Source organism: Mesorhizobium sp. M3A.F.Ca.ET.175.01.1.1 (genome assembly GCF_004791945.1).
In the GTDB taxonomy this organism is placed as follows: Bacteria; Pseudomonadota; Alphaproteobacteria; order Rhizobiales; family Rhizobiaceae; genus Mesorhizobium.
On sequence record NZ_SRTP01000005.1, the window covers coordinates 109358 to 129200 of the forward strand.

At 64.4% G+C, this 19843-nt stretch carries 19 protein-coding genes and 2 pseudogenes; 11 read left to right on the plus strand and 10 right to left on the minus strand.

Annotation, left to right across the window (positions count from 1 at the left end):
• Nucleotides 1–31: 31 nt before the first annotated feature.
• The 4 genes from EN818_RS14255 to pcaD all read left to right on the plus strand — a co-directional run bounded on the left by EN818_RS14255 (nt 32) and on the right by pcaD (nt 3569).
• Complete coding sequence (locus EN818_RS14255; protein WP_095808633.1) at nt 32–1024, plus strand: ABC transporter permease; 993 nt, start codon at nt 32–34, stop codon at nt 1022–1024.
• Complete coding sequence (locus EN818_RS14260) at nt 1021–1797, plus strand: ATP-binding cassette domain-containing protein (protein ID WP_095808634.1); 777 nt, start codon at nt 1021–1023, stop codon at nt 1795–1797. Before EN818_RS14255 ends, EN818_RS14260 begins: the two co-directional genes overlap by 4 nt.
• Before the next feature lie 4 nt (nt 1798–1801).
• Nucleotides 1802–2656, plus strand: coding sequence for a sugar phosphate isomerase/epimerase family protein (locus tag EN818_RS14265; RefSeq protein WP_095808674.1), 855 nt, complete (start codon nt 1802–1804; stop codon nt 2654–2656).
• 100 nt (nt 2657–2756) lie between these two features.
• A complete protein-coding gene (gene pcaD / locus EN818_RS14270) occupies nt 2757–3569 on the plus strand; it encodes a 3-oxoadipate enol-lactonase (protein ID WP_095808635.1) in 813 nt (270 codons plus the stop codon).
• An 89-nt stretch (nt 3570–3658) separates the two neighbouring features.
• On the opposite strand, the pseudogene EN818_RS33625 reads toward pcaD, so the two are convergent.
• A pseudogene (locus EN818_RS33625) lies at nt 3659–3787 on the minus strand (4-carboxymuconolactone decarboxylase); the annotation flags it as partial.
• Between EN818_RS33625 and EN818_RS14285 the strand changes: the two are divergent.
• Both EN818_RS14285 and EN818_RS14290 read left to right on the plus strand, forming a co-directional pair.
• Nucleotides 3773–3883 (plus strand): annotated as a pseudogene (locus EN818_RS14285) (protocatechuate 3,4-dioxygenase subunit alpha); the annotation flags it as partial. The pseudogenes EN818_RS33625 and EN818_RS14285 sit on opposite strands and share 15 nt — an antisense overlap.
• An 11-nt stretch (nt 3884–3894) precedes the next feature.
• Nucleotides 3895–4947 carry a 3-carboxy-cis,cis-muconate cycloisomerase gene (locus EN818_RS14290; RefSeq protein ID WP_095808636.1) on the plus strand — a complete coding sequence of 351 codons (1053 nt, stop codon included), beginning with the start codon at nt 3895–3897 and terminating at the stop codon, nt 4945–4947.
• Nucleotides 4948–5018: 71 nt separating this feature from the next.
• Here EN818_RS14290 and pcaF read toward each other — a convergent pair whose 3' ends face one another.
• From pcaF to EN818_RS14325, 7 genes are all read right to left on the minus strand, one after another.
• Nucleotides 5019–6224 carry a 3-oxoadipyl-CoA thiolase gene (pcaF, locus tag EN818_RS14295; protein ID WP_135904660.1) on the minus strand — a complete coding sequence of 402 codons (1206 nt, stop codon included), beginning with the start codon at nt 6222–6224 and terminating at the stop codon, nt 5019–5021.
• 1 nt (nt 6225) lies between these two features.
• Nucleotides 6226–7029: a CoA-transferase subunit beta gene (locus EN818_RS14300; protein WP_095808638.1), complete on the minus strand. Its 804-nt coding sequence runs from the start codon at nt 7027–7029 to the stop codon at nt 6226–6228.
• Nucleotides 7026–7883 (minus strand): CoA transferase subunit A, encoded by an 858-nt coding sequence (locus EN818_RS14305; RefSeq protein WP_095808639.1) that lies wholly within the window; start codon nt 7881–7883, stop codon nt 7026–7028. Before EN818_RS14305 ends, EN818_RS14300 begins: the two co-directional genes overlap by 4 nt.
• A gap of 231 nt (nt 7884–8114) precedes the next feature.
• Nucleotides 8115–9596, minus strand: a complete 1482-nt coding sequence (gene hutH / locus EN818_RS14310; RefSeq protein WP_095808640.1) for a histidine ammonia-lyase — start codon at nt 9594–9596, stop codon at nt 8115–8117.
• Nucleotides 9593–10594 carry an ornithine cyclodeaminase family protein gene (locus EN818_RS14315; RefSeq protein ID WP_095808641.1) on the minus strand — a complete coding sequence of 334 codons (1002 nt, stop codon included), beginning with the start codon at nt 10592–10594 and terminating at the stop codon, nt 9593–9595. The genes hutH and EN818_RS14315 overlap by 4 nt, the downstream gene beginning before the upstream one ends.
• Before the next feature lie 327 nt (nt 10595–10921).
• Entirely contained in the window at nt 10922–11920 is a 999-nt protein-coding gene (locus EN818_RS14320) for an ABC transporter permease (RefSeq protein WP_095808642.1), read from the minus strand.
• A gap of 49 nt (nt 11921–11969) precedes the next feature.
• Nucleotides 11970–12713: an ATP-binding cassette domain-containing protein gene (locus EN818_RS14325; RefSeq protein ID WP_095808675.1), complete on the minus strand. Its 744-nt coding sequence runs from the start codon at nt 12711–12713 to the stop codon at nt 11970–11972.
• 447 nt (nt 12714–13160) lie between these two features.
• Between EN818_RS14325 and EN818_RS14330 the strand changes: the two genes are divergently transcribed.
• Nucleotides 13161–14150: a sugar-binding protein gene (locus tag EN818_RS14330; protein WP_095808643.1), complete on the plus strand. Its 990-nt coding sequence runs from the start codon at nt 13161–13163 to the stop codon at nt 14148–14150.
• Nucleotides 14151–14322: 172 nt separating this feature from the next.
• Nucleotides 14323–15090, plus strand: coding sequence for a FadR/GntR family transcriptional regulator (locus tag EN818_RS14335; RefSeq protein WP_095808644.1), 768 nt, complete (start codon nt 14323–14325; stop codon nt 15088–15090).
• A 107-nt stretch (nt 15091–15197) separates the two neighbouring features.
• On the opposite strand, the gene EN818_RS14340 is transcribed toward EN818_RS14335, so the two are convergent.
• Complete coding sequence (locus EN818_RS14340) at nt 15198–16136, minus strand: NAD(P)-dependent oxidoreductase (protein ID WP_095808645.1); 939 nt, start codon at nt 16134–16136, stop codon at nt 15198–15200.
• Nucleotides 16137–16253: 117 nt separating this feature from the next.
• Between EN818_RS14340 and EN818_RS14345 the strand changes: the two genes are divergently transcribed.
• Together EN818_RS14345 and EN818_RS14350 are read left to right on the plus strand one after the other, a co-directional pair.
• Complete coding sequence (locus tag EN818_RS14345) at nt 16254–17150, plus strand: NAD(P)-dependent oxidoreductase (RefSeq protein ID WP_095808646.1); 897 nt, start codon at nt 16254–16256, stop codon at nt 17148–17150.
• 99 nt (nt 17151–17249) lie between these two features.
• Nucleotides 17250–18026, plus strand: coding sequence for a FadR/GntR family transcriptional regulator (locus EN818_RS14350; RefSeq protein ID WP_095808647.1), 777 nt, complete (start codon nt 17250–17252; stop codon nt 18024–18026).
• 42 nt (nt 18027–18068) lie between these two features.
• On the opposite strand, the gene EN818_RS14355 is transcribed toward EN818_RS14350, so the two are convergent.
• Nucleotides 18069–18356, minus strand: a complete 288-nt coding sequence (locus tag EN818_RS14355; protein ID WP_095808648.1) for a DUF3175 domain-containing protein — start codon at nt 18354–18356, stop codon at nt 18069–18071.
• A gap of 170 nt (nt 18357–18526) precedes the next feature.
• On the opposite strand from EN818_RS14355, the gene EN818_RS14360 reads away from it, so the two are divergent.
• The gene (locus tag EN818_RS14360) at nt 18527–19759 is read left to right on the plus strand and encodes an MFS transporter (protein WP_165350014.1); all 1233 of its coding nucleotides are present in this window, start codon (nt 18527–18529) and stop codon (nt 19757–19759) included.
• Nucleotides 19760–19843: the final 84 nt, after the last annotated feature.

The following is a 19843-nucleotide window of genomic DNA, read 5'->3' on the forward strand; positions in this document are numbered from 1 at the left end:
CCCCTATTCCCCTACCCGAAGGGTGAAACACATGTCTTCCGAAACGGCGCAGCCCGGTTTCTGGGCTCGGGTGCAGCGCACATCCGTCGAACGGCTCCACATCAGGCTGGAGTCGCTGCTGGTGCTGCTGGGGTTGAGCGCGGCGATGGCTTTGCTGTCGCCTTTCTTCCTGTCGCTCAGCAATTTCCTCAACATCCTTTTGGCGACCTCGACGATTGGGGTTCTGGCAATCGCCGCCACCTTCGTCATCGGCTCGGGCGGGCTCGATCTATCGCTCGGCTCGGTGATGGGGCTCGCCGGCGTGATGGGAGCCTTCGTCGTCGTCAATCTCGGCTGGCCGTCAGTCTTCTTGGTGATTGTCTGCATCCTTGCAGGCGGCATCGCCGGCTACATCAACGGACAACTCGTCACCCGCGCCTTTGTGCCGGCCTTCATCGTCACGCTCGGAATGCTCGGCCTGGCGCGCGGGTTGGCGCTCGTCATCTCGCAGGGCAGGGCGATCTATGGCTTGCCGCCCGAGATCGTCTATATCGGGCAAGGGAGGCCCTTTGGCATTCCGATGCCGGTGATCATCTTCGTGCTCACCGCGATCGTCGCGCACGCGGTGCTCGCCTATACGCGCTTCGGCCGGCACACGCTGGCGCTTGGCGACAGCGAGGGTGCGGCGCGCGCTGCCGGCATCCGGGTCGAACATCACCGCCGCATCATCTACACGCTGTCCGGCGCGCTCGCCGGTCTTGCCGGCCTGCTCTTCACCGCCCGGGTCAACGCCGGCGACCCGACCGCCGGCATCAACTATGAGCTTACCGCGATCACCGCCGCGATCATCGGCGGCACCAACCTGTTCGGCGGCCGCGCCTCGATCCTCGGCACGATGATCGGCGCGCTGATCATGGGGGTGCTGCAGAACGGGCTGACGCTGCTTGCGGTGCAGTCCTATTACCAACAGATGGCGATCGGCGCGGTGCTGATCCTCGCCGTCTTCATCGACCAGTATCAGGTCAGGAAGGAGTCGCGCGTATGACCCTTCTCTCGCTCCACGGCATTCGGAAGAGCTTCGGCGCGGTCGATGTGCTGCACGGCGTCGACCTGGCGGTCGCGGCCGGCGAAGTGGTCGGGCTGGTCGGCGACAATGGCGCCGGCAAATCGACGCTGATGAAGACCATCACCGGCATCTACCGCGCCGACACCGGATCGATCGAGTTCGACGGCAAGGACATCCTTGCGCTCGATCCCGGTCAGCGGCGGCGACTTGGCATCGAGATGATCTATCAGGATCTTTCGCTCGCCAAACAACAGGACGTCGCCTCCAACATCTTTCTCGGCCGCGAGCCGACGAAGCGGCTGTTCGGCCTTTTCCCCGGCTTCGTCGACAAGGCCTCGATGGATCGCGAGGCAGCGCGGATGGTCGCGCGGCTGGGGGCGCATCTGCCCTCGATCAACCGCTCGGTCGGTTCGTTCTCGGGCGGCCAGCAGCAGACGGTGGCGATCGCCCGTGCTCTCACTTTCAATCCGAAGCTCGTCATCATGGACGAGCCGACGGCGGCGCTTGCCGTGCGCGAAGTGCAGAGCGTGCTCGACCTGATCCGCCGACTGAAGTCGGAAGGCATCGCTGTGATCCTGATCTCGCACCGGCTGAACGACGTGCTGTCGGTCACGGACCGCATCGTCGTGCTCCGCCACGGCCGCGCGGACGCTGATTTGGTCACCGCCAAGACGAATATGAATGAAGTCGTCAGCCGCATCGTCGGCGGCGGCGACACGGCCGCCGCGGCGGCGCATGAACAACGAGGCTGAGCTTATGAACACCTTTGGACTGCACACTTTCGCCATCGCACCGGTCTGGGACCTTGCCCGCATCGAGCCGCAGATGGACAGGCTGAAGGAGCTCGGCATCGGCCTGATGGAAATCCCGCTGCTCAGACCCGAGGAGATCGACACCAAGCGCACCCGCGGCTTCGCCAGTCACTACGGCGTCCAGCTCATTCCGTCGCTCGGGCTACCGCGCGCGCTCGACGTGGTCGAGCGCCCGGAAGAGGCGCTCGATTTCCTGCAACCGGCCTTCAAGGTGTGCAACGAGGTCGGCAGCGAGGCGCTGGGCGGCGTCACCTATGGCACGATCGGCAAGACCACTGGCCGGGCGCCGACGCAAAGAGAGATCGACGGCATGTGCCGCTTCCTCGAACGTGCCGCGAAGTCGGCGAAGTCGCGCAGCCTGAAGCTCGGTGTCGAACCCTGCAATCGCTACGAGACGCATCTCATGAACCGCGGCATCGATGCGGCGCGCATCATCGAGCGCATCGGCGCCGACAACATCTTCATCCATCTCGACACTTACCACATGCATATCGAGGAAGAGAGCTTTGCCGCGGGCTTCGAGGCGGCAGCACCCTTCCTCGGCTATGTTCATGTGTCGGAGGCCAATCGCGGCGTGCCGGGGCGCGGCATGCTGAACTGGGCGGCCTGCATGAAGGCGATCGCCGACATCGGCTATCAAGGGCCGATCACGCTCGAAAGCATGAACCATGTCGATGTCGATATCGCCGGTGGGCTCGCCGTCTGGCGGCCGGTGGCGGAAGATCCGCGCGACGTCATCGAGGTCGGCTTGCCCTTCCTGCGCGAGGAAGCGAGGAAGGCTGGGCTGACTTTGGGCTAAGCAGCCGAACTCCTGGTAAACGGCGGCGCGATCAATTCCGGACGGTTTGGATTTACCGATGCAACAAGCTCGTGCAATGTGAGCTTGGAGGATCGAACTCGTGCCATTCGTCAGCATCGGCGGCGTCACGCTGCACCACCGCTATGTCGAAGCGGCGGCTAGCGCGCGGCCAATCATCTTCATCAACTCGCTCGGCACCGACTTCCGCATCTGGGACGAGATCGTCGCACGGCTTGCCGGCGAAATGCCGTTGCTGCTCTACGACAAGCGCGGCCATGGGCTGTCGGATCTGGGCGAGGGCGTGCGTTCGATCGACGACCACGTCGACGATCTCAGCGCCCTGATCGACCACTTCAGCTTCGACAAGGTCGTGCTCTGTGGCCTGTCGGTCGGCGGCATGGTGGCGCAGCGGTTCTATGCGCGACGGCCGGGATGCGTCGAGGCGCTGATCCTCAGCGATACAGCGCACAAGATCGGAACAGACGAAAGCTGGAACAGCCGCATCGCAACCATCGAGCGCGACGGCATCGAGGCGATCGCCGACGGTGTCATGAAAGTGTGGTTCACGCCGGAGTTTCATGCGGGGCGCAGCGCCGAACTTGCCGGCTGCCGCAACATGCTGACCAGGCAGGCCTTGGCTGGCTATGTCGGCACCTGCATCGCGGTCCGCGATACCGACTTCACCGACAGCGCGCGCCGCATCGCGGTGCCGACGCTCTGCATCGTCGGCGACCAGGATGGTTCCACTCCGCCCGACCTTGTCCGCTCATTGGCCGGTCTGATCCCGGGCGCGCGCTTCGAGGTGATCCGTGATGCCGGGCACATTACCTGCATAGAGCAGCCCGACGCGCTCGCCACCTTGGTCCGCGGCTTCGTCGCCTCGCTCGGCAAGGAAAGGCGGGCCCATGAATGATGTCTCGAAGAGGGCCGCCCGGTACGAGGCCGGGCTCGAGGTGCGCCGGTCCGTGCTCGGCGATGCGCACGTAAACTGTGCCGAGGACACGCCAGGGTCACGATCGAGCGCTCGCGCTTCGACAGGCCGGGCCGTGCCCACACCGTCCCACAGGCGGACTCGGTGATCAGTTGCTGGAACGGCCGGTCGAAATCGGTCGCGCTGCCGCCATCGCGCATCGCCTGCCCACCCTGATCGCCGAGCGCCAGGGCGATACCTATATCTTCGATGTTCATCTGCAAGGCGAGAAGGAGACGGTCTTCTTCGACAGCTGACCGTAGGCCAAATGACCGTATCGCCCTTCGATCATCCGCTGCTTTCCGGCCTGCTCGGCGACGAAGAGGCGGCGCGGCATTTTTCCGTAGAAGCCGACATTGCGGCGATGCTCGCCTTCGAGCGGGCGCTGGCCGAAGCCGAGGCTGAATGCGGCGTGATCCCGAATGATGCGGAGGCGGCGATCCTCCAGGCACTGGCTGCGTTCCGGCCGGACACGGCGAAGCTGCGCGCCGGGGTCGTTCATGACGGTATCGTGGTGCCGGAACTGGTGCGCCAGGTCAGGGCGGCCGTCGGTGAGCCATACGCGCAATTTGTCCACTTCGGCGCGACCAGCCAGGACGTCGTCGACACTTCCCTGGTGCTGCGCCTGACCTCGGCGGTCGAGCATATCGGCCTGCTGCTCAGCGAAAATATCGTGCGGCTTACCAATCTCGAAGAGGAGTTCGGGAGTAGGGCGCTGATGGCGGTGACGCGCATGCAGCCGGCAATTCCGATCACCGTGGCAGACCGAATAAGCTGCTGGCGGGCGCCGCTCGAGCGACACCAGCAACGCTTCCAGGAACAGGCGGGCCGGCTGCTCGTGGTGCAGTTCGGCGGCGCGGCCGGCACGCTCGACAAACTTGGCAACAAAGCGCCCGCCGTCCGCGCGGCCCTCGCTGCCAGGCTCGGGCTGGCCGACGGGCCGCAATGGCATAGCCAGCGCGATGCGCTCGCCGAGTTCGCCGCCTGGATGTCGCTGGTTACCGGCAGCCTGGGCAAGTTCGGCCAGGACATCGCGCTGATGGCGCTGACCGGCGCCGACATCGAACTGTCCGGCGGCGGCGGCTCGTCGGCCATGCCGCAAAGGCACAACCCGGTGAAGGCCGAAGCGCTGGTCGCGATCGCGCGTTTCAATGCCACGCAACTTGCCGGAACGCACCAAGCGCTCGTGCATGAGCAGGAGCGCTCAGGCTCCGCCTGGACGCTGGAATGGCTCATCCTGCCGCAGATGGTGGTGGCGACGGCTGCCGCGCTCAGGCTCGCGGCCGAGCTTGCCGCGCAAATCGAAAGTCTCGGACACTAACGCATGTCGGCCAAGGGTGCGCGGCACGTCGCCTTTCATCAGCTACGACAAGGACAACGTCAACAAGGCGGTCAAACCCGTTCCAGCGCGACCGCGATGCCTTGGCCGACGCCGATGCACATGGTGGCCAAAGCGTAGCGGCCGCCGCGTTCGCGCAACTCCAGCGCCGCCGTGCCGGTGATGCGGGCGCCCGACATGCCGAGCGGGTGGCCGAGCGCAATTGCACCGCCATTGGGATTGATGTGCGGAGCGTCCTCGGCAAGACCGAGTTCACGCATGACGGCAATGGCTTGCGAGGCGAAGGCCTCATTGAGCTCGACCGTGTCGAACTGGTGCGGCGTCAGGCCGAGGCGGGCGCAAAGCTTCTTCGTGGCTGGTGCCGGGCCGATGCCCATGATGCGCGGGGCTACACCTGCGACGGCACCGCCGAGGATGCGGGCAAGCGGCGTCAGGCCATGCTTCTTGGCCGCCGCTTCCGAGGCGACGATGAGAGCCGCCGCGCCGTCATTGACGCCCGAGGCATTGCCGGCGGTCACCGTACCGCCTCGGCGGAACGGCGTCGGCAATTTTGCCAGTGCTTCGATGGTCGTTCCCGCGCGCGGATGCTCGTCCTTGGACACAAGGACTGGTTGGCCCTTTCTCTGCGGGATCGTCACGAGCACGATCTCCTTCGCCAGCCGGCCGTTGGCCTGCGCGGCCATCGCCTTGTCCTGGCTGCGCAGGGCGAAGGCGTCCTGGTCGGCTCTGCTGACCGAGAAATCCTCGGCGACGTTCTCGCCGGTCTCGGGCATGGAATCGATGCCGTACTGCTGCTTCATCAGCGGGTTGATGAAGCGCCAGCCGATGGTTGTGTCGTAGATTTCGGCGTTGCGCGAGAAGGCGGCGTCGGCTTTCGGCATGACGAAGGGTGCGCGGGTCATCGATTCGACTCCGCCGGCGACCATCAACTCGGCTTCGTCCGCCTTGATGGCGCGGGCGGCGATGGTGATTGCATCCATGCCGGAACCGCACAGGCGGTTGACGGTGGAACCCGGAATCTCCTGCGGCAGCCGGGCGAGCAGCAGCGCCATGCGCGCCACGTTGCGATTGTCCTCGCCGGCCTGGTTGGCGCAGCCATAGATGACGTCGTCGACTGCGCCCCAGTCGAGGCCGGCATTGCGATCCATGAGGGCCTTCAGCGGCATGGCGGCGAGATCGTCCGCGCGTACCGAGGACAGCGCACCGCCGAAGCGGCCGATCGGCGTGCGGATGTAATCGCAGATGAATGCTTCGGCCATTCTATGCCGCTTTCCCTTTGCCGGTTGCTGCATGTGCGGCCCTGGTGCGGGCCTGCAGGTCGCGCAACGTCTTCAGTTCGAGTTCCGTCGGCGCCGGCGTCTCGTCGAGGGTCCCGGCGAACTTGACCGTCCAGCCACAGGTCACCTGCACCTGTTCGCGGCTGACACCCGGATGCAGGGAGACGACCGCAAATTCCTTTGTAACGGGGTCCGGCCTCCAGATGGCAAGATCGGTGATCAAGAGCGTTGGGCCGGCGGTGTCGATGCCGAGGCGCTTGCGGTGATCGCCGCCCTGGCCATGGCCGAAAGAGGTGAAGAAGTCGATCTTCTCGACCATGCCGCGCTTCGACTGTGCCATGGTGATGTAGACCTGCCGCGACGAGGTCGCGATCTCCGGCGCGCCGCCGCCGCCGGGCAGCCGCGTCTTGGGACGAGCGTAGTCGCCGATAACGGTGGTGTTGATGTTGCCGAACTTGTCGAGCTGGGCGGCTCCCAGAAAGCCGATCGAAATGCGGCCGCCCTGCAGCCAGTAGCGGAACATCTCCGGCACCGTGACGGTGGTGACGGCGGTCTCGCACAATTCGCCGTCGCCGATCGACAGCGGCAGGACATTGGGCGCGGTCCCGATGGTGCCGCTCTCGTATATCAGCGTGATGTCGGGCGCGTGCGTCAGGCGTGCAACGTTGCAGGCGGCAGACGGCGCGCCGATGCCGACGAAGCAGACATCATCATTCGTCAGCGCACGGCTGGCCGCAATCGTCATCATCTCGTTGGGCGTGAAGCCCAGTTCCTTCCCGTCGCTCATGCGGCCTTCCTCAGATGCTCGACGCGGGCGGCAAAGTCATCCGCGCTGCTCTCGATGACGTTGTTCCGCATCCAGGCCTGGAAACGGTCGCGGTCGGCAGCGATCTCGTCCCATTCGAGATAGGCGGCGTTGTCGCGCTCGTAATAGCCATGCGTGTAGGAGGGATGCGAGCCGCCCGGTACGACCGAAATCGCTGCGATCGTCCAACTCGGCAGCACTGTGAGGTTGGGGTGCAAGTCGTTGAAATTGTCGACTACTTCCTCCACCGTCGCCACGGCGCGCTTGGCGGCGAGCACTGCCTCCTTGTGGATGCCGACGATGCCTTCGACCAGGACATTGCCTTTGCGGTCGGCCTTCTGGGCATGGATGAAGGTGACGTCGGGCCTGAGCGCCGGAACGGCGGCAAGCAGCTCGCCGGTGAAAGGGCAGGCGATGGTCCTGATGTTGGGATTGACCTCGGCAAGCCCGGCGCCGCGATAGCCCCGAAACACCGCGCAGGGGAGGCCGGCCGCGCCCGCCTCATAGGCATTGGCCATGCCGGCGTGGCTGTGCTCCTCGACCTCGACTTCGCGCGGGTAGCCGTTCTCGATAGCGTCACGAACGCGCCTCAGCAGCCCGACGCCCGGGTTGCCGAGATAGGAGAACACCATCTTCTTCGCCATGCCCATGCCGACCATCTGGTCGTAGATCAGGTCGGGCGTCATGCGGATCAGCGTCAGGTCGCGAAAACCCTGGCGGATCGCCTCATGCGCGGCGGCGGTCGGGATCAGATGCGTGAAGCCTTCAAACGCGACCGCGTCGCCGTCATGCAGATTTTCCGCGACGGCTTGTTTCAGCGGCAGGAACTTGACCATGGTCGCGGCCCCAGAGGTTCGAGAAAAATTCGCATCCCGAATATAAGTATTCTACGGACCGGCGACGCATCGCAACAGGCTATGCCAAGCTCGCCGTCAGCTCGCGGCTGCTGTCTTCGTCGCAGTTATCATCACTAAGCGCCTCGCTCAGCTAGGGATTCAGGCGACGTGCTCAAGTTTTTGATTTGATGCATGGTTTTTGCCTGGCAGCGCTGACAGGTCCGGGATGCATCAGGCCAGCCAGCCGCCATCGGCGAGCGCGCCGTAAAGCGCCTCGGCTTCAGGACCGAGCGGCCGATCTTCCTTGAGCGGCTGAACGAAGGTGCGCACCGCTGCACGGATCACGCCGGTGGCCGGCGGCAGCGTCAGGCCTTCGCGCAGGTCGGCAGCCTGGGCGCCGGCCATCAGTTCGAGCGCGATCAGCCGCCGCCACAGCGTGATCATATCGGCGCATTTGGTGATGGCCAGAAGCGTCTGCGTCGCATGGTCCTCGACGCCTTCCGACACCGGCAGGAAGTCGAGCATCACCGGATTGGCCTTGTGGCGGATACCCGTCAGGATCGCCGTTGCGGTCTTCTGCAGCGGCACGAAGCCCGCGGAGACCCCGCCCAGCGGTGACAGATATCTGGGCAGGCCGTTGCGGCCCGAGCCGGTGAGCTGAATAAAGCGCGCTGCACTTGCCGCTGCCGTCTGCGCGATGGCGAGACCCAATGTCTCGAAGGCAAGCGCCAGCGACGCGGTGTGGAAATTGCCCGTCGACAGCACAAGCGCATCATCGACCAGCACCAGCGGGTTGTCGGCAGCGGCGTTGAGTTCGATTTCTACGGCCAACCGAGCGTGGTCGATGGCCTGGATCAGGGCGCCATGGATAGACGGCATGCAGCGGACCGACAGCGGATCCTGCAAGGCCGTCGGGGCCAGCGCCTCGTCGCCGGCAAGCAGCTCGCGCAGCGTCCTAGCCGCCACCTGCTGGCAGGCGGCAGGTCGTGCCAGGTGCAGGCGGGGATCCAGAATTGTGCGGTTCGCGGCAAGGCCTGCCATGGACAGTGCGCCCGCCTGCTGCTGCTGTTCCAGCGCCGACAAGGCATCGACAAGCGCCAAGGCGCCGGCGCCAACGGAGACGGCCGAGGCGTTGATGAGCGACAGGCCGTCCTTCGCCGCCAGGCTGACGGGGGCAAGGCGCGCCATCATCAGCGCCTTGGCCGCGGGCATGCGCCGGCCCTGATAGTCGGCATCATCCTCGCCGATCAGCACCCGGGCGATCGGCGTCATCAGCACAAGATCTCCGGCGCCGATCGAACCCAGCGACGGGATGACGGGATGGATACCGGCGTTGAGCGCGTCGACCAGCGCGCTGAACACATGCGGCGAGAGACCCGAGCCGCCGGCCGAAAGCATGGCGATGCGGGCAAACATCGTCGCCCGCACGAGCTGCATGGGCAGCGCGGCGCCGACCGCGGCGCCGCGGCCGTCCAGCAACTGCCGCTGGAACGCACCGGCGTCGCCCTCAACCGAGGTGACGAGATTGGCGCCAAGGCCGGTATTCAGCCCGTAGATCTGCTGCCCCGACGCGGCAGCGTCATCGAGCACCTGGCGCGCCTTGACCAATCGCTCGATGACGGTCGGCGTGACCTCGACCCTGCAGGCCCTGCGCGCGACAGCCTCGACATCCTCGATGCTGACGCCGGCGCCGGTGAGAACGAGCGGGCTCATGCGAAGCGCAGCCTCTGGCCAATGCCCCGGCTTGCGGCCTTGGCCAGCATCGCCTTGCCGAGCGCGATGTCGGAGAGCGATAGGCCGCGATGCCAGAACAGGATCGTCTCGCCATCGCTTTGCCGGCCAGGCTTTAGGCCGGCTGCGATCTGGCCGAGTTCGGCGTGCAGTGTTTCCTCGCTCAGACGTCCCGTTTCGACATGGGCGCGCAAGGCGCCGAACTTGCCGCCCTTGCACTGGCCCCAGTCGTCGACGACGATCTTCTGCATGACGTCGGTGAGCGACAATTCGACGGCGCTCATCGTGCCATAGGGCACCACCAGCGCGCCACGTTTGATCCATTCGGTCTTGAGCAGCGGCTGCGGCTCCGGTAGCCGCGAAGCCTCGACGACGATGTCTGCGCCCTCGACGCAGCTTTTCCAGTCCGCCGCGGCCATGACCGGTTTGCCGAGGTCGCCGGCAAGCCGCGCGGCAAAGCCGTCGCGGCTTTCCGGCCGCCGCGAATGGACGCGGATCTCGTCGAAGTCGAAGAGATGGTCGAGCAGGCGCACGTTCCAATAGGCGGTGCCGCGCGCCCCGATATGGCCGAGCACCTTCGATGATCTCTTAGCCAGATGCCTGGCGCCGAGGGCGGTGACGGCGCCGGTGCGCATGTCGGTGATCGCGGTGGCGTCGAGGATGGCGCGCGGCATGCCGGTGCGCGGATCGAACAGATTGAGGATGCCGAATTCGGAGGGCAGCTCGTGCAGGTAGTTGTCGACATAGTCGCCGACGATCTTCACTCCGGCGACATCGAGCGGAGCTACATAGCCGCGCAGCACGTTGAAATGGCCGTGAAAGGAGGGATCGGGCTCGAGATGGACGCGCGGCTCGATCACCGTCTGGCCGTTGCCCTGCGCCACAAGCCCGGCCTCGACGGCGCCGATGATCTCGGCATCGGTCATCGCCAGCGCCTCGATATCGAGCGCGTTGAGGTAATCGATATAGACGGGCTTCATCCCAAGTTTCCCTCTCGAGCCCACTCTCCCATAGCAGGCGGAGAGGCAGCACGAAAGTTTGTTGGATAAGCTCTGGACGGGCTCAGCCTTGTGCTGGTCCTCAAGCTGCCGCAGATTGCCAGAGGCGCAGCCGCACCCGATGTCTTGGACTTCAGGATCGTGTTTCTCGCGATCGGCCTGATCGGGCTCGCGGCGTCAATGCGCTTCCTGACCCTGCCTGCCAACGCCGGAGCCGAGGTCTCGGGCCAAGCCCGCATAGACAGCGACCGGCGAGGGCGTTCCAATCCGAGCGATAGGAGCAAGCCGGCGCCGAGCGCCGGCCGCCCTTCAGTCGCTGCGCCGGAAGTTGCGGATGCGGTCGAACAGCACCGCCAGCAGAATGGCGCCGCCGATGAAGGTGCCCTGCCAGAAGGCGTTGATGCCGAGCAGGCCGAGGCTGTTGCGGATCACCTCGATCAGCGCGGCGCCGACGACGGCGCCAAAGGCGGTGCCGACGCCCCCGGCGAGGTCAGCGCCGCCGATGACGGTGGCGGCAATCACCTGAAGCTCCATGCCGTTGCCGAGATTGGTTGTGACCGCACCCAGCCAACCGGTCTGAATGATACCTGCTAGACCCGCAGAGAACGCAGAGATCATATAGACTGCCACCTTGATCTGGCGCACCGGAACACCGGTCAGCGTCGCCGCGTGCTCGTTGCCGCCGATGGCGAAGACGTGCCGGCCGAATTTGGTCCAACGCAGGGTGAAGCCGGTGATCAGCGCCAGAAGGATCATGTAGAGCACCGGATTGGCGATGCCGAACACCCAGGCGCCGCCGCCAAGCGCCAGAAGCTTGTCGTGATCGGGTCCGAACTGGAAGACGACAGTGTTGTTGGAGGCGACCATGGCAAGGCTGCGCGCCACCGACAGCATGCCGAGCGTGACCACGAAGGGCGGGAATTCGAGATAGGCGATCAGCACGCCGTTGAAAGCGCCGATGGCTAAAGCGGTGACGATCGTGGCCAGGATGCCGACCTCGATCGAGTAGCCGGCGTGCATGGTGACGGCCAGCACCATCGAGCACAGGCAGAGCACCGAGCCGACCGACAGATCGATGCCGCCGGTGATGATGACGAAGGTCATGCCGAGCGCGACGATGGCGACGAAGGTGATGTTGCGGGTGATGTTGTAGAGGTTCTTCTGCGTGGCGAAAGCGTCGGTGGCGAAGGACAGGAACAGGCACGCAAGGATGACCGCAATCACCACCCAGAAAGTCTGGCTGGAGAGCATGCGCGACACGAAGGTGTGCTGCTTCTGCGCGATGGTCTGGTCAAGAGTGACTGCCATTATCGACCTTTCCTGCCCAAGGTGAAACGCATGAGCGTCACGGGCGTCGTTATGCGACTTGTTCGATGGCCCCGGTGATCAGCCCGGTGACTTCCTCGGGCGAGCTCGAAGCGATTTTCTTGTCGGCGACCTTCCTGCCGCGCCGCATGACGATAACGCGGTCGGCGACGTCGAAGACGTCGGGCATGCGGTGGCTGATCAGCACGACGGCGATGCCCTGGTCGCGCAAGTGGCGGATGAGGTTCAGCACTTCGGCGACCTGGCGCACCGAGATCGCCGCCGTCGGCTCGTCCATCAGCACGATCTTGGCCTGCGACAGCATGGTGCGGGCGATTGCCACCGCCTGCCGCTGGCCGCCCGACATCTGCTTGACGAGATCGCGCGGGCGCGTCTCGGACTTCAATTCGGCGAAGAGCTGGCCGGCGCGCTTGTACATCGAAGCATAATCGAGGATGCGGAACGGACCGACGCCCTTGCGCAGCTCGCGGCCGAGATAGACGTTGGCGGCCGCCGTCAGATTGTTGCAGAGCGCCAGGTCCTGGTGGACGATCTCGATGCCGTGCTGGCGGGCCTCGGCCGGCTTGTGCAGGACAAGCTCCTTGCCGTCCATGTGCATCGTGCCGTGGCTGGGGCGGAAATTTCCGGCGATCATCTTGACCAGGGTCGACTTGCCGGCGCCGTTGTCGCCCATCAAGCCGACGACCTGGCCAGCCTCCAGCGTGAACGAGACGTCGTTGACCGCCTGGATCGCGCCAAAATGCTTGGAAATGTTGGTGAGTTCGAGAACCGACACCACCCTTAAGCCTCCCCTGTGATCCGGCTCGCGCTTCTGCCGCGGCCTCGCTTCCCAGGCTCCTCCCGGGGGCAGCGATTTTCAGTCCATTATGCGATTGCCCGCACCGGCGTCAATCAATTGTCGGATGAATCATGGTTTCTTTCCCACCAAAAATCAGTTTTGTAGGACAAATAGAGATTGACGTTGGCGACAAGCCGATATTAGCTGAGCGTCGGAGGAAAATCATGTCGAGGCCGCGGCGGCTGGCCGGGGTTCTGTCGACGGAGGCAATCGGAAAGGGGCCGGCAGCAGAGACTTGCCGAACTGGCCTTTGGCCGCATCTGGAAATGCTTGTCGGCTTGGCCCGGCGACATGAGCGCTCGCGAACGACCCTCTGTCGCCGTGTATTCAGGTCGATTTGTGTGGCGGGCACGCCGTGTCCGTCTTTTTCAAGGGAGGACTGATATGAGGAAATCACTTTTGCTCGCCGCTGTCGCCGCCATGGCGCTAGGGGCAGGGCCGGCTTTGGCCAAGAAACAACTCGTCATCGTGGTAAAGGGTCTCGACAATCCGTTCTTTGAAGCCATCCACCAAGGCTGCGAGAAGTGGAACAAGGAAAACGCCAGCTCCGAATATGAATGCTTCTACACCGGCCCGGCCTCGACTTCGGACGAAGCCGGGGAGGCGCAGATCGTGCAGGACATGCTGAGCAAGCCGGACACGGTCGCGATGGCGATCTCGCCGTCGAACGCGCCGCTGATCGCGCAAACGATCAAGAGCGCCAATCCGTCGATCCCAATCATGACCGTCGACGCTGACCTGGCCAAGGAAGACGCAGCGCTGCGCAAGACCTATCTCGGCACCGACAACTACCTGATGGGCAAGAAGATCGGCGAGTACATCAAGAAGGCCAAGCCGAATGGCGGCACGATCTGCACCATCGAGGGCAATCCCGCGGCCGACAACATCCTGCGCCGCGCGCAGGGCATGCGCGATGCGCTGTCGGGCAAGGAAGGCCTTGCGGAGCTGAAGGGCGAGGGTGGCTGGACGGAAGTCGCCGGTTGCCCGGTGTTCACCAATGACGACGGGGCCAAGGGCGTTCAGGCGATGACCGACATCCTCGCCGCCAACCCGAAGCTCGATGCCTTCGGCATCATGGGCGGCTGGCCGCTGTTCGGGGCGCCGCAGCCCTATCGCGACCTGTTCAAACCGATGGCCGACAAGATCGCCAAGAATGAATTCGTCATCGGCGCCGCCGACACGATCGGCGACGAAGTGGCCATCGCCAAGGACGGTCTGGTGACCGCGCTGGTCGGCCAGCGGCCTTTTGAAATGGGCTACAAGGCGCCATCGGTTATGATCGACCTGATCGAAGGCAAGAAGGTCGACGATCCGGTCTTCACCGGTCTCGACGAATGCACCAAGGATACGGTTGACACCTGCATACAGAAGTAGACTTCGATCGCCGGGGCGCCCCTTTTTGCGGGCGCCCCGCCACCTTCCTGGGACATGGACGCGACCTCTGCAGGGGCGACAGGCTCCCGCTTTCGCGCGCCCGAAAAAAGCGCGTTCGGCCAATCTTTGCAGGCGCCGGCCTGCGGCGGAAGACCGACGCATCGGAACGACGATGCGACAGGACAAATCAAGGAAGCGCTCCGCCGTGCCAGGCCAGTCGGCCGTCGTGCGTCATCCTGACGTGACGCGGATCTCCGGGCAGAACGTGCATACTTCGCTCGCCGCCGAGATCGGGCTGAGGATCGTGCGTGGCGACTACCCGCCGGGCGCCATACTGCCCAATGAGCAAAAATGGTCCGAGACTTTCAACGTCAGCCGGTCGGCGGTGCGCGAAGCAATCAAGATGCTGATGGCCAAGAGCCTGCTGGCATCACGCCCCAAGATCGGCAGCTGGGTTGAGCCCAAGGAACGCTGGAACCTGCTCGACCGCGACGTGCTCGCCTGGTACGCGACTTCGCCCGACCGGGAGGTGTTCCTGAAAACGGTGCAGGAGTTCCGCCACATTATCGAGCCGGAGGCCGCCGCCTTCGCGGCGATGCGGCGCACCGAAGAGCAGATGGCCGAAATCAGCGCTGCCTGCCGCGAGATGGGCGAGGCGACGCATCTGCAGGAGCGGACGCGCGCCGACACGCGCTTCCACCTCGCCATCCTGCGCGCCTCGGGCAATGAGCTGCTGGTGCCGCTCGGCGTGCTGATCGAGTCGGCGCTCGACCATCTGTTCATCTTCGTCACGCGCGAGCACAGCGATCAGCGCAGGGCGCAATCGCTGCACGAGGCGATCGAGAAGAACATCCGCCTGCAACGTCCGGCTGCCGCCAGAGCCGCCGTGCACAGGCTGCTTGCCAACACCAACGAGGTCATCGAGCGGTCGAGGAGATAGCGCGGCACCGGCTTGAAAACCCATTTCCTACAACAGGATGCCGCCACGCTTTGCGAATGTGATTCAGCTCCAGTGCGACGCCGCGACTGCAGAAGACCCGCGAGCCGTCAAACCTCCTGTCGCTTGCCATCCTTCATCGGGCTCAGATCGATGCCGTTGACCTTGGCGATATGCGTTGCCAGCATCGGTACGTATTGTTCCTTCGGACCGGTTGCGAAGGCGCCGGCGAAGGCGTTCTTGGTGGCGTTGCCGAGCGGATTGGCGATACCGGCGGCGCCTGCCATCGATTCCAGGTAGGTAAGGTCCTTGAAGGCGTTGGCGATTGTGAATTTGTGCGCGTCGCGGTCGCCGTCCAGCGTCCAGCGCATGAAGGTCTGGTAGAAGCCGCAGTCCATGCGGCCGTTGCGGATGACGCTGTCGAAACGGGAAGGCGAGATGCCGACCTTCTCGGCCAGCGCCAGGGCCTCGGAATAGATCGCCGCGTAGCCCAGCGAGATGAAGTTGTTGAGCAGCTTCATGCGGTGGCCGTCGCCGGTGCCGCCGATATGGACGATGCGGCCGGCCCAGGTTTCGATCACCGGCTTCAGCCTGGCAAACACCGCATCCGGCGCGCCGACCATGGCATCGAGTGTGCCTTCCCAGGCTTCTTTCGGCGTGCGGCTGAGCGGCGCGTCGACATACTCGACGCCAAGCGCTGCGAGTTCGGCGGCGAGTGTCACCGTCGAGGTCGGATCGGATGTAGAGCAGTCCACGACCACCGAGCCACGCCTAAGCCCTTCCTTCAGCCCGCCGGGTCCACGGATGATCGCTTCCACCTCACGCGATCCGGTGACACAGATGAACACGATGTCTGAAGCCGTTGCCACGTCGCGCGGGGTGGCAACCTCTTGTGCCCCGCGGCCGAGCAGGTCTTCGGCCGGCTTGCGGTTCTTGCGGCCGAGGAAGGTCAGCGCATAGCCCTTGTCGACAATGTTCTTGGCAATCCCGTGTCCCATCAGGCCGAGGCCGATGAAGCCGATTTTCTCGCGGGCGGCAGTCGTGGTCATATCATATCGTCCTGTCTGGGATTATCGATAATTGGCCCGCTTTTCTTGCCGCAGACCGTTGCAGAATGCAATATTGTCTGACAATACACATAATGGCCGAGCAATGTGGAGAGCAAAATGACGAAGCGGATCATGTTCACCGGCGGCAGCGGCAAGGCCGGGCGACACGTGGTGCAATATCTGGTCGAGCATGGCTGCCAGGTGCTCAACATCGACACCAAGCCGCTCGACAATCCGAAGGTGCGCACACTGATCACCGACATCACCGACAGCGGCCAGGTGTTCAACGCGCTGTCGAGCTATATGGGGCTGCATGAGTTCGATCCGTCGCTGCGAGCACAGCCGGTCGATGCGGTGGTCCATTTTGCCGCCATCCCGCGCATCATGATCACACCCGACAATGAGGTGTTCCGCATCAATGCCATGGGCACCTACAATGTCATCGAAGCGGCCGTGAAGCTCGGCATCCGCAAGGTGATCATCGCGTCCAGCGAGACGACCTACGGCCTGGTCTTCGCCAACGAGCCGCGCAATCCGACGCATTTCCCGCTCGACGAGGACTATGACGTCGATCCGATGGACAGCTATGCGCTGTCGAAGATCGTCAATGAGAAGACGGCGCGCGCCTTCGCGCTGCGCAGCGGGTTCGACGTCTATGCGCTGCGCATCGGCAACGTCATCGAGCCGCACGAATATTCGCTGTTCCCGAAATGGTTCGCCGATCCTGGCTTCCGCAAGCGCATCGCCTGGAGCTATATCGACGCCCGCGATCTCGGCCAGATCACCTTGCGCGCCATCGAGAAGGACGGGCTCGGCTATCAGGTGTTCAATGCGGCCAACGACGATACTTCGTCCGACCTGCCGACTGCCGAACTGTTGAGGCGGTTCTATCCAAACGTGCCGGTCAAGGCGGAGCTCGGTGAATTCGAGACGCTGCTTTCGAACCGAAAGGCGCGGGAGGTGCTCGGCTTCCGCCCCGAGCACAGCTGGCGCCGCTACGTCAAGACAGCATGAGGGCAGACAAACGCCGGTCAGTTGTGCACATCCGCGCGCCTTGAGGCAAAGCTGGCTTGCCGTGCTTGACAGCTTGTGAAAAGCGGACTTTCTGAACACATGCGGGATGCAAAGCCGAACAATCAGAAAAAGCCGACGCAAACGGCGGCCGCCGAACGCCATGCCGGCCATCGCCGGCCCAATGCGCCACGCATCCCGGGTGCCAGTGTGCATACATCATTGGCCAGCGAGATCGGGTTGAGGATCGTGCGGGGGGATTACCCGCCAGGCACGATCCTGCCCAATGAGGCGAAATGGTCGGAGACCTTCGACGTCAGCCGCTCGGCTGTGCGGGAGGCGATCAAGATGCTGATGGCCAAGAGCCTGCTGGCGTCGCGTCCGAAGATCGGCAGCTGGGTGGAGCCGAAGGAACGCTGGAACCTGCTCGACCGCGACGTGCTCGCCTGGTACGCGACCTCGCCCGATCGCGAGGTGTTCCTGAAGACCGTGCAGGAATTCCGTCACATCATCGAGCCGGAGGCGACGGCCTTCGCGGCGATGCGGCGCACCGAAGAGCAGATGGCCGAGATCAGCCAGGCCTGCCGGGAGATGGGCGAGGCGGCGACGCTGCAGGAGCGGACACGCGCCGACACGCGCTTCCACCTCGCCATTCTGAGGGCTTCCGGCAACGACCTCCTGGTGCCGCTCGGCGTTTTGATCGAGTCCGCTTTCGACCACCTGTTCAGTTTCACGACGCGGGAGGTCGACGACCTGCAGCATGCGCAGAAGCTGCATGAGGCGATCGAGAGGAATATCCGGCTGCAGCGTCCGGAAGCCGCGCGAGCCGCGGTGCGCAAGCTGCTTGCCAACACCGACGCGGTCATAAAGTCCAGATAGTTCGGCAGGGCCATATCCGATTGGTCGGCCTGCGCACCGAGGCTAGTCGTCCTTTTCCCGCCCGAAAGCGATGCGCAATTCGTCCTTGGCCCTTTCCAGAACCCGCTTGCGCGATGCCGGCAGGTTCCTGCCGGCGCGGTTGATATAGAAATTCAGCATCGACATGGCGGACTGGAACGGCTCGGCCTTGCGCCGATCGCTGTGTTCGGCCGATCGCTTGAGCGAGGCCGCGATCTTCCTGGCGTCGTCGGATTCGAATATGTGTTCCTCGAGATCCAGCGCATCGCTGTGCTCTGTCACTTCGGCCGACCATTTTCTCTTGGCAGTCATGGCGGAACTCCTTTTCCTTCGAAAAACTCTGCGCTGGCATGCCGGTTCCCGCGACGTCTCGCCATTCTGGCGCGACGGATTGCCTGTTGTGGCGCTGTTCGCTGCCTTGCCGAAGGACCGATTAGTAGCTCCGAACCGCTGGACTTCAGAACCTGCGGACAGGAGCCGCCTTGAGGACAACTCTCTCCAGCCGGGCACAAAGCCCGGCCATCGACAGCGCTTATGCCTGGACGCGGCTCGCCATCTCAGTGCTCATGGCGACGATCGGCGCCGTCGGCATGTGGGCCGTGGTCGTGGTTCTGCCAGCCGTGCAGGCTGAGTTCGGCGTCGACCGCGCGGCGGCCTCGATGCCTTATACCGCGACAATGGTCGGCTTTGCCGCCGGCAACGTGCTGGTCGGTCGCGCCATCGATCGCCTGGGCTTCTGGATTCCGGCATTGGTCTCCGCCATGGCGCTTGGCGCCGGTTTCCTGCTCGCCTCGCTCGCCAATTCGATCCTCGCCTTCACCCTCGCGCAGGGGCTTTTGATTGGCGTCGGCACATCGGCGATCTTCGGGCCGCTGATCGCCGACATCTCGCATTGGTTCAATCGGCGGCGCGGCGTCGCGGTGACAGCGGCGGCTTCGGGCAACTATCTCGCCGGCGCGGTCTGGCCGACAGTGATGCCTTATTTGATGCAAACCGAAGGCTGGCGCTTCACCTATCAGGCGATCGGGGTCGTCTGCATTGTCACCATGGTGCCGCTGGCGCTGATGCTGAGGCGCGGCGCGCCCCGTGAAACCGATGCCGGTTCCACCGGCAGCCGGCGGGTGCAGCCGATCTCGCTGTCGCCGTCAGCGCTTCAGGTGCTGCTCGTCATCGCCGGCTTTGGCTGCTGCATGGCCATGGCTATGCCGCAGGTGCACATCGTCGCCTATTGCATGGATCTCGGCTACGGCGTGGCGCGCGGCGCCGACATGCTGTCGATCATGTTGGCGGCGGGCGTCGTCAGCCGGATTGCCTCAGGCTTCCTCGCCGACCGCATCGGCGCCGTGAAGACGCTGCTCATCGGCTCGGCGCTGCAGTGTCTGTCGCTGTTGTTCTATATCCCGTTCGACGGCCTTGCCTCGCTCTATGTCGTGTCGCTGGTGTTCGGTCTGTCGCAGGGTGGCATCGTGCCCTGCTATGCGATCATCGTGCGCGACTACATGCCGGCAAAGGAGGCCGGTCAGCGCGTCGGCATCGTCATGATGGCGACAATCTTCGGCATGGCGGTTGGCGGCTGGATGTCAGGCTGGATCTATGATCTCACAGGCTCCTATGCCGCAGCCTTCCTGAACGGCATCGGTTGGAATCTGATGAACCTCGGCGCCATCCTGCTGCTGATGTGGAGGGCGAGGCGGGGCGCCGAGGCGCTGGCCTGAGAGGCATCGACCTCCACTGGACAGCCTGGCGCATCCCCATCCGCTTGACATTGGCAATGGGCTGCGCGACCCAGACCGCAATGG